Source organism: Streptomyces sp. NPDC046716, from assembly GCF_040645755.1.
GTDB lineage: Bacteria > Actinomycetota > Actinomycetes > Streptomycetales > Streptomycetaceae > Streptomyces.
In genome coordinates, this window is the sequence record NZ_JBEYYU010000009.1 from 98,117 (window position 1) to 106,552 (window position 8,436).

The 8,436-nt window shown below is 72.0% G+C and carries 7 protein-coding genes; 3 read left to right on the forward strand and 4 right to left on the reverse strand.

The features are described from left to right. Positions 1-82: 82 nt before the first annotated feature. Positions 83-1,333 carry a DUF1343 domain-containing protein gene (locus ABZ930_RS09575; protein ID WP_361544203.1) on the reverse strand — a complete coding sequence of 417 codons (1,251 nt, stop codon included), beginning with the start codon at positions 1,331-1,333 and terminating at the stop codon, positions 83-85. A gap of 183 nt (positions 1,334-1,516) precedes the next feature. Here ABZ930_RS09575 and ABZ930_RS09580 point away from each other — a divergent pair, with 183 nt between their 5' ends. The 3 genes from ABZ930_RS09580 to ABZ930_RS09590 are packed head-to-tail and all read left to right on the forward strand — an operon-like array spanning position 1,517 to position 4,580. Continuing rightward, entirely contained in the window at positions 1,517-2,281 is a 765-nt protein-coding gene (locus ABZ930_RS09580) for an SDR family oxidoreductase (RefSeq protein ID WP_361544206.1), read from the forward strand. Beyond that, positions 2,278-3,960 carry an AMP-binding protein gene (locus tag ABZ930_RS09585; protein WP_361544209.1) on the forward strand — a complete coding sequence of 561 codons (1,683 nt, stop codon included), beginning with the start codon at positions 2,278-2,280 and terminating at the stop codon, positions 3,958-3,960. The genes ABZ930_RS09580 and ABZ930_RS09585 overlap by 4 nt, the downstream gene beginning before the upstream one ends. Before the next feature lie 23 nt (positions 3,961-3,983). Further along, on the forward strand, positions 3,984-4,580 hold the full coding sequence (locus ABZ930_RS09590) for a TetR/AcrR family transcriptional regulator (RefSeq protein ID WP_361544212.1): 597 nt from the start codon (positions 3,984-3,986) through the stop codon (positions 4,578-4,580). On the opposite strand, the gene ABZ930_RS09595 is transcribed toward ABZ930_RS09590, so the two are convergent. From ABZ930_RS09595 to ABZ930_RS09605, 3 genes are all read right to left on the reverse strand, one after another. Next, entirely contained in the window at positions 4,519-5,439 is a 921-nt protein-coding gene (locus ABZ930_RS09595) for a LysR family transcriptional regulator (protein ID WP_361544215.1), read from the reverse strand. The two genes, ABZ930_RS09590 and ABZ930_RS09595, sit on opposite strands and share 62 nt — an antisense overlap. Before the next feature lie 346 nt (positions 5,440-5,785). Next, on the reverse strand, positions 5,786-7,000 hold the full coding sequence (locus ABZ930_RS09600; RefSeq protein ID WP_361544218.1) for an acyl-CoA dehydrogenase family protein: 1,215 nt from the start codon (positions 6,998-7,000) through the stop codon (positions 5,786-5,788). An 8-nt stretch (positions 7,001-7,008) separates the two neighbouring features. Continuing rightward, positions 7,009-8,040, reverse strand: a complete 1,032-nt coding sequence (locus tag ABZ930_RS09605; RefSeq protein WP_361544221.1) for a phosphotransferase family protein — start codon at positions 8,038-8,040, stop codon at positions 7,009-7,011. Between the last annotated feature and the right edge of the window lie 396 nt (positions 8,041-8,436).

An 8,436-nucleotide genomic window follows, 5' to 3' on the forward strand; every position in this document is an offset into this window, starting at 1 on the left:
GTCAATGGATGGGACACATTGTCTCGCGGGGTGAGATGAGCGCCGCCAGGGGCGCAGTTCCCCGCGCCCCTGGCAAGCCTGCCTACTTGTAGGTCAGATAGCGGGCGCGCTGGGCCCGGAACGCCGCCAACTCCCGCTGCCAGCCCCCCACGACCTCCTCGACAGAGGCCCCCGCGTCGATCATCGTGCGGACCTGGGTCGACCCGGTGAGCTTGTCGATCCAGTTGTCCGAGCGCCAGGCGAAGTCCTTCCAGACCCGCTTCGCGGTGACGAGGAGCGCGATGCCCGTGCGCACCGGGTCGAACGACTCCCGGTCGTCGACGTGGAGCTGCACCCCGCCGATCGTCTTGCCCTGGAACTTGGAGAACGTCGGGGCGAAGTACGCCTCCCTGAAGTGCACCCCGGGCAGCGCGAGTTCATTCGCGGCCGCGGCCCACGCCCGGTCGACGCCCTCGGCGCCGAGCAGCTCGAAGGGTCGGGTCGTGCCACGCCCCTCGGAGAGGTTCGTACCCTCGAACAGACAGGTGCCCGCGTACACCAGCGCGGTGTCCGGCGTGGGCATGTTGGGGCTCGGCGGCACCCAGGGCAGGCCCGACGCGTCGTAGAAGTCGCCGCGCCGCCAGCCGGTCATCGGGACCGTGGCCAGCTCGACCGAGTGCGTCAGGAACTCGCCGTTGAACAGCCGGGCCAGCTCCGTGACGGTCATGCCGTGCGCCTGGGAGATCTCGCGGCGGCCGACGAACGTCGCGAACTCCTTGTGCAGCACCGGCCCGTAGGCGTTCCGGCCCGTCATCGGGTTCGGCCGGTCGAGGACCACGAACCGCTTGCCCGCGAGCTGCGCCGCCTCCATGCAGTCGTACAGCGTCCAGATGTAGGTGTAGAAGCGGGCGCCCACGTCCTGGATGTCGAAGACGATCGTGTCGACGCCGGACGCCGTGAAGACGTCCGCGAGCGGCTGCCCGCTCTTCAAGTACGTGTCGTAGACCGGGAGTCCGGTCGCCGGGTCGTCGTAGCGGCCCTCCGAACCACCCGCCTGCGCGGTGCCGCGGAAGCCGTGCTCCGGGCCGAACACCGCCTTCAGGTCGACGCGGTCGTCGTCGTGCATCACGTCCACGATGTGCCGGACGTCGCGGGTGACGCCGGTCGGATTGGTGACGACACCGACCTTCTCGCCGTCGAGGAGCCGGTAGCCGTCCGCCTCCAGCCGCTCGAAGCCCGTGCGCAGCGGCCGGCCCCCGTGGCCCCGCCCGGCGGCGCGCGCCGTACCGCTGACGCCGGCGGCGCCCGCCACCCCCGCGCCCGCCGCGAGCAGCACCCGTCTCGACATGTTCATGCGGGAACCTCCGTGATCATCGGAACTGGCATGGCCATGCACGCTAGCCCGTGGACGGGCCGCGCGGAACGAGCCGCGGCGGATCACCAGGTCCGAACCCCTTCCACCGCTCCATACCGACTGGTTAGTCTGCTGGGACGGCGAGCCGATCCCGTCCTGTCGAAATCGTGTCGAAGGAGACCGATGGTGGAGAGTCTGCAAGGCCAGTCAGTCGTCGTCACCGGCGCGGGCGGGGGCATCGGTGCCGCGCTCGCCGGCCGTTTCGCGGCGGCCGGCGCCCGGGTCGTCGTCAACGACCTGGACGCCGACAGGGCCGGGGCCGTCGCCGAGGAGATCGGCGCGATCGCCGTACCCGGAGACGCCTCCACCGTCGTCGAGCAGGCCCGCGACGCCCTCGGCGGCACCGTCGACGTCTACTGCGCCAACGCGGGCCTGGCCTCCGGCGGCACCGAGGCCGCGCCCGAAGAGGTGTGGGCCGCGGCCTGGGACGTCAACGTGATGGCGCACGTCCGCGCCGCCCACGTCCTGCTGCCCGACTGGCTGGAGCGCGGCACCGGCCGCTTCGTCTCGACGGTCTCCGCGGCCGGCCTGCTCAGCATGGTCGGGGCGGCCCCGTACAGCGTCACCAAGCACGGCGCGTACGCCTTCGCCGAATGGCTCTCGCTCACGTACCGCCACCGCGGCCTCAAGGTCCACGCGATCTGCCCGCAGGGCGTGCGCACCGACATGCTCACCGCCTCCGGCTCCGCCGGCGACCTGGTCCTCGCCCCGACCGCCATCGAGCCGTCCGACGTCGCCGACGCGCTCTTCGCGGGCATGGCGGAGGACCGCTTCCTGATCCTGCCGCACCCGGAGGTCGCCGAGTACTACACGGCCCGCGCCGCCGTCCCCGACCGCTGGCTCACGAACATGAACCACATCCAGCAGAAGTGGGAGGCCGCACAGTGAGCGACCCGACCGTGTCCTCGATCTACGCGGCCCAGCCCTGGCTCGGCGTCCTCAACGAGGCGCAGCGGGCCCCCGTCGTCCCGGCCGCCTCCGTCGCGCACGCCTTCGCCGACGCGGTCCGCCGGGCCCCCGACACCACCGCCCTCGCCTACTTCGACGGTCGCCTGACCTACGCCGAGGTGGACGCCCTGTCCGACTCGGTGGCCGGGCACCTCGCGGAGCGCGGCCTGGCCCGCGGCGACCGCGTCGCGGTCATGCTGCAGAACTCGCCGCACTTCGTGCTCGCGCTGCTCGGCGCGTTCAAGGCCGGGGCCGTCGTGGTCCCGGTCAACCCGATGTACAAGTCCGGCGAGGTCGGGCACGTCCTGCACGACGCCGAGGTCACCGGGCTCGTCTGCACGGACCGCGCCTGGGAGGCGTACCTGCGCGAGACCGCCGCGGACTCGCCCGTACGGATCGTGCTGACCGCCTGCGAACTCGACCTCCAGACGCGCGGCGACCAGCGGGTGCTGAACTTCGAGCGAGTCACCCCGGCCGCCACGGACGCCGACGACCTGCTCGCCGTCGCCCGCGCTGGCCACAAGGCGCCCGCGGACCGAGAGTTGACCGGCGACGACATCGCCCTCATCAGCTACACCTCCGGGACCAGCGGCACCCCGAAGGGCGCCACCAACCTGCACCGCAACATCACGTACAACGCGGAGCGCCAGCGCACCGGCCTCGGCCTGCCCGAGGGCGCCACCTACTTCGCGCTCGCCCCGCTCTTCCACATCACCGGCATGGTGTGCGAACTCGTCGCCTCCTTCGCCAACGCGGGCACCCTCGCCCTCGCCTACCGCTTCGAGCCGGGCGTCGTCCTCGACGCGTTCGCCGAGCACAAGCCCGCGTACACGGTCGGCCCGTCCACCGCCTTCATGGCCCTCGGCGCCCAGCCGCAGGCCACCCGCGAGCACTTCGCGTCGTTCTCCTCGATCTCGTCGGGCGGCGCCCCGGTGCCGCCCGCCCTGGTGGAGAAGTTCCGCGCCGCCTTCGGCCCGTACATCCACAACGGCTACGGCCTCACCGAGTGCACCGCGCCCTGCGCGTCCGTGCCGCCCGGCACCGAGGCGCCGGTCGACCCGGTCTCCGGCACCCTCGCGGTCGGCGTACCGGGCCCCGACTCGGTGGTCCGCATCGTCGACGACCTCGGCAACGAGGTGCCCTTCGGCGAGCAGGGCGAGATCGCGGTCCGCGGCCCGCAGGTCGTACCGGGCTACTGGCGCCGCCCCGAAGCCACCGCCGAGGGCTTCCCCGACGGGGAACTGCGCACCGGCGACATCGGCTTCATGGACGCGAACGGCTGGCTGTACGTCGTCGACCGCAAGAAGGACATGATCAACGCGTCCGGCTTCAAGGTGTGGCCGCGCGAGGTGGAGGACGTCCTCTACACCCACCCCGGCGTGCGGGAGGCGGCCGTCGTCGGCATCCCCGACCCCTACCGCGGCGAGAGCGTCAAGGCGTACGTCAGCCTGCGTCCCGGCGCGGAAGCGTCCCCCGAGGAGCTGGCCGCCTACTGCAAGGACCGGCTCGCGGCGTACAAATATCCCAGGGAGGTGGAGGTCCTGCGCGAGCTGCCCAAGACGGCAAGTGGGAAGATCCTCCGGCGGGAACTGCGTTCTCCCGCAAGCCACGGACAGTGAACAACGAAAGGCAGGTGGCGGCAGTGCCCAGGACGACGACGGGCGGCGACGGCACACCCGTTCCGCAGCGCCTCCTCGCGGCCGCCACCCGGCTCTTCGCCGAGCAGGGCTACGACCGCACCTCCGTCCAGGAGATCGTGGAGGCCGCGGGCGTCACCAAGGGCGCCCTCTACCACTACTTCGGCTCCAAGGACGATCTGCTGCACGAGGTGTACGCGCGGCTGCTCCGCCTCCAGCAGGACCGGCTCGACGCCTTCGCCGACCGGGACGAGCCGGTCGAGCAGCGGCTGCGCGAGGCGGCGGCCGACGTCGTCGTCACCACCATCGACAACCTCGACGACGCGGCCATCTTCTTCCGCTCCATGCACCACCTCAGCCCCGAGAAGAACAAGCAGGTACGGGCCGAGCGGCGCCGCTACCACGAGCGGTTCCGGGCGCTGATCGAGGAGGGCCAGAAGGCCGGCGTCTTCTCGACGCGGACACCCGCCGACCTCGTCGTCGACTACCACTTCGGCTCCGTGCACCACCTGTCGACCTGGTACCGGCCGGGCGGCCAGCTCACCCCGCAGCAGCTCGCCGACCAGCTGGCGGATCTGCTGCTGCGCGCGCTGCGCCCGTAAAGCGGCCGAGCAGCGCCTCGGCCGCGGGATTGCGCGGCCGAGGCGCCCGCCCGGCCAGCACCACGGCCCGGCCCGGCTCCGGCTGCCGGATGGTCACGCACGGCAGCCCGGCCGCCTCCCCGATCCGCCGCGGCACGATCGCCACGCCGATCCCGGCCCGCACGAGATCGACGAGCAGCCCGATCTGCGTCACGTCACAGGTGATGCGCCGCTCCAGACCGCAGTGCGCGGCGAGCCTGCGCACCGCGGTCTCCAGCCCCGTACCGGCCTTGAAGTCGATGAACGGCTCGTCCGCGAGATCCCTGATGAGCGTGCGCCCGGCACCGGCCAGGGGATGCCCGGGCGCGGTGACGAGCACGAGGTCCTCCCGCCAGGTCGCGAACGCGGCAAGTCCGTCCGGGAGCCGCCGCGCGTCGGGCGCGAGGAACGCCAGGTCCAGCTCGCCGGCCCGCAGCCCCTCCGTCAGCTCCGCCACCGGCGCCTCCCGCACCGACACCTGGATGCCCGGGAACTCCCGGTGGAATCCGGCCAGTTCGGCCGCCAGGTCCACACAGGTGAGGGTCTGGATGGTGCCGATCGCGACCCGGCCCGTACCGAGCCCGGACACCTGCGCGACGGCCTCCCTGGCCGCGGCCGCCCCGGCGAGCACCTGCCGTGCCTGCGGCAGCAGCGCCCGCCCTGCTTCGGTGAGCACGACCCGGCGGCCCGTGCGGTCGAACAGCTCCGCGCCCAGCTCGCGCTCCAGATTGCGGACCGACGTGCTGAGCGCGGACTGGACGATGAGTTCGGCGCGGGCCGCCGCGGTGAAACCGCCCTCGGTGACGACGGCCACGAAGTGGCGCAGCTGGCGTATCTCCATCCATCGATTCTATGGATGGGTCCGAGCGAAACGATCTGTTGGACGGGGTGAGGGCGATGCCGGGAGTCTGGTGGGCATGGACCACGTACGCGCCCTCCGGACTTCCGCCGCCCGCCAACTCCGGCGCGCCCGCCGCTTCTTGCGACACCTGGCCCTGGCCGACCATGTGCCGGGCGGCGGCTATTGACCTCCCCCTGCGGCCCCCAGGGGAGGCAGCGCGAAGCGCCTGCCTCAGGGGCGCGGGGAACTGCGCGAGAAGCGGCCACCGGCCCGCGGTCGACGAACAACCCAGGGGCGCGGGGAACTGCGCGACCAGCCACAGCTCACCCGCACCCGGCGAAGAGACCTACGCGAACCGCTTCAGCTCCCGCCGAGCCAGCGATCGCTGATGCACCTCATCCGGACCGTCGGCCAAGCGCAGCGTCCGCGCCCCCGCCCAGAGCTCCGCCAGCGGATAGTCCTGCGACACCCCACCGGCCCCGTACAACTGCACCGCCTTGTCGATGATGTCGACCACGGTCCGCGGGGTCGCGATCTTGATCGACTGGATCTCGGTGTGCGCACCGCGGTTGCCCACGGTGTCCATCAGCCAGGCCGTCTTCAGCACCAGCAGCCGCAACTGCTCCACGGCCACCCGCGCGTCCGCGATCCACTCCTGCACGACGCCCTGCTGGGCCAGCGGCTTGCCGAACGCGGTGCGGGCCACGGCGCGCTGGCACATCAGGTCGATGGCCCGCTCGGCCATGCCGATCAGCCGCATGCAGTGGTGGATACGGCCCGGACCGAGCCGCGCCTGGGCGATGCCGAAGCCGCCGCCCTCCTCGCCGATCAGGTTGCCCGCCGGTACCCGGGCCCCGTCGAAGATCACCTCGGCGTGCCCGCCGTGCCAGTGGTCCTCGTAGCCGAAGACGGTCATGGCCCGCCGCACCTCGACCCCGGGGGTGTCGCGCGGCACCAGCACCATGGACTGCTGGCGGCGGATGTCGGCGCCGTCGGGGTCGGTCTTGCCCATGACGATGAAGATCTTGCAGTTCGGGTTCATGGCGCCCGAGATGTAGAACTTCCGGCCCGTGATGACGTAGTCGTCGCCGTCGCGCTCGATCCGGGTCGTGATGTTCGTGGCGTCGGACGAGGCGACCTCCGGCTCGGTCATCGCGAACGCGGAGCGGATCTCCCCGGCGAGCAGCGGCTCCAGCCACTGCTTCTTCTGCGCGTCGTCACCGAACTGGGCGAGCACCTCCATGTTCCCGGTGTCGGGGGCCGCGCAGTTCAGCGCGGTCGGGGCCAACTGCGGGCTGCGGCCGGTGATCTCGGCCAGCGGCGCGTACTGGAGGTTGGTGAGCCCGGCGCCGTGCTCGGCGTCGGGAAGGAAGAGATTCCACAGGCCCTGCCGACGCGCTTCCGCCTTCAGTTCCTCGACCACGGCCGGGGTCTCCCACGGCGAGCCGAGCGCGGCGCGCTGCTCGGCGGCGACCGCCTCGGCCGGGTGGACGTGCTCGTCCATGAAGGCGAGGAGCTTGCCGCGCAGCTCCTCGGTACGGGCGTCGAATGCGAAGTCCATGATGCGCGTCAGCCTTTCTGGAGGGTGTCGGTGCCGTGCTCGATGAAGACCGGGACCAGCTCGCCGATCCGGTCGAACCCGGCGCCGACCGTCTGACCGAGCGTGTAGCGGTAGTGGATGCCCTCGAGGATCACGGCGAGCTTGAACCAGGCGAACGCCGTGTACCAGGAGACCGCGGAGACGTCGCGCCCCGAGCGCGCGGCGTACCGCTCGATCAGCTCGGCCGGGGCCGGGTGCCCGGCGGCCGACGCCGTCGTGGAGATGGGGGAGTCGGGCAGTTCGAGCCGGGCGCTGTACATCGCCAGCAGGCCCAGGTCGGTCAGCGGATCGCCGAGCGTCGACATCTCCCAGTCGAGGACGGCCTTGATCCGGTCGACGCCGTCCACCTCGTCCCGCCGGACCAGGACGTTGTCCAGGCGGTAGTCGCCGTGCACGATCGTCGCGGCGGGGGAGTCGGGCAGCGAGCGGCCGAGCGCGGCCTGCAACTCGTCGATGCCGGCCAGCTCGCGGTTGCGGGAGGCGTCCAGTTGCTTGCCCCAGCGGCGCAGCTGGCGGTCGAGGAAGCCGTCGGGCCGGCCGAAGTCGCCGAGTCCCACCTCGGCCGGGTCCACGGCGTGCAGGTCGACGAGGGTGTCGACGAGGCCGAGCACGGCGGCGCGGGTGCGCTCCGCGCCGAGCGGGGCGAGCTGCTCGGCGGTCCGGTAGGGCGTCCCGTCGACGAACTCCATGACGTAGAACGGCGCCCCGACCACGCTGTCGTCCTCGCACAGCAGCAGCGCCTCGGGGACCGGGACCGGGGTGTCGTGCAGCGCGGCGATGACGCGGTGCTCGCGCTTCATGTCGTGCGCGGTCGCCAGTACGTGGCCGAGCGGCGGCCTGCGCACCACCCACTTCGACGTCCCGTCGCTCACCTCGTACGTGAGATTGGACCGTCCGCCCTCGATGAGCCGCCCGGACAGCGGGCCGCCGACCAGGCCCGGCCGCTCGCGATCGAGGTGGGCGCGCAGCTGGGCGAGGTCGAGGCCTGGGGGGTGACTCATCGTGGTCCTCCGAGAATCCGGGACGGGTGCGACTCATCATGCCGACCAGTCGGTATGTCGTCCAGTGGCTGGCGGAAACGTGATCGTTGTTACGGTGCCCTTTCCGCCCCCGGAGCGAAAGGGCCCGAGAGCTCGCGCCTTCGTCCGCGGCTCTCGTCGTGGCTGGTCGCGCAGTTCCCCGCGCCCCTGAGATGCGCACTGCGTGCGGCATCTCATCGGAGAAGCTGCGCGCAGCGCATGCTTCAGGGGCGCGAGGAACTGCGCGAGAAGTCCCCACCGGCCGGCACCCGAAGAACCACCCAGGGGCGCGAGGAACTGCGCGAGAAGTCCCCACCGGCCGGCACCCGAAGAACCACCCAGGGGCGCGGGGAACTGCGCGAGAAGTCCCCACCGGCC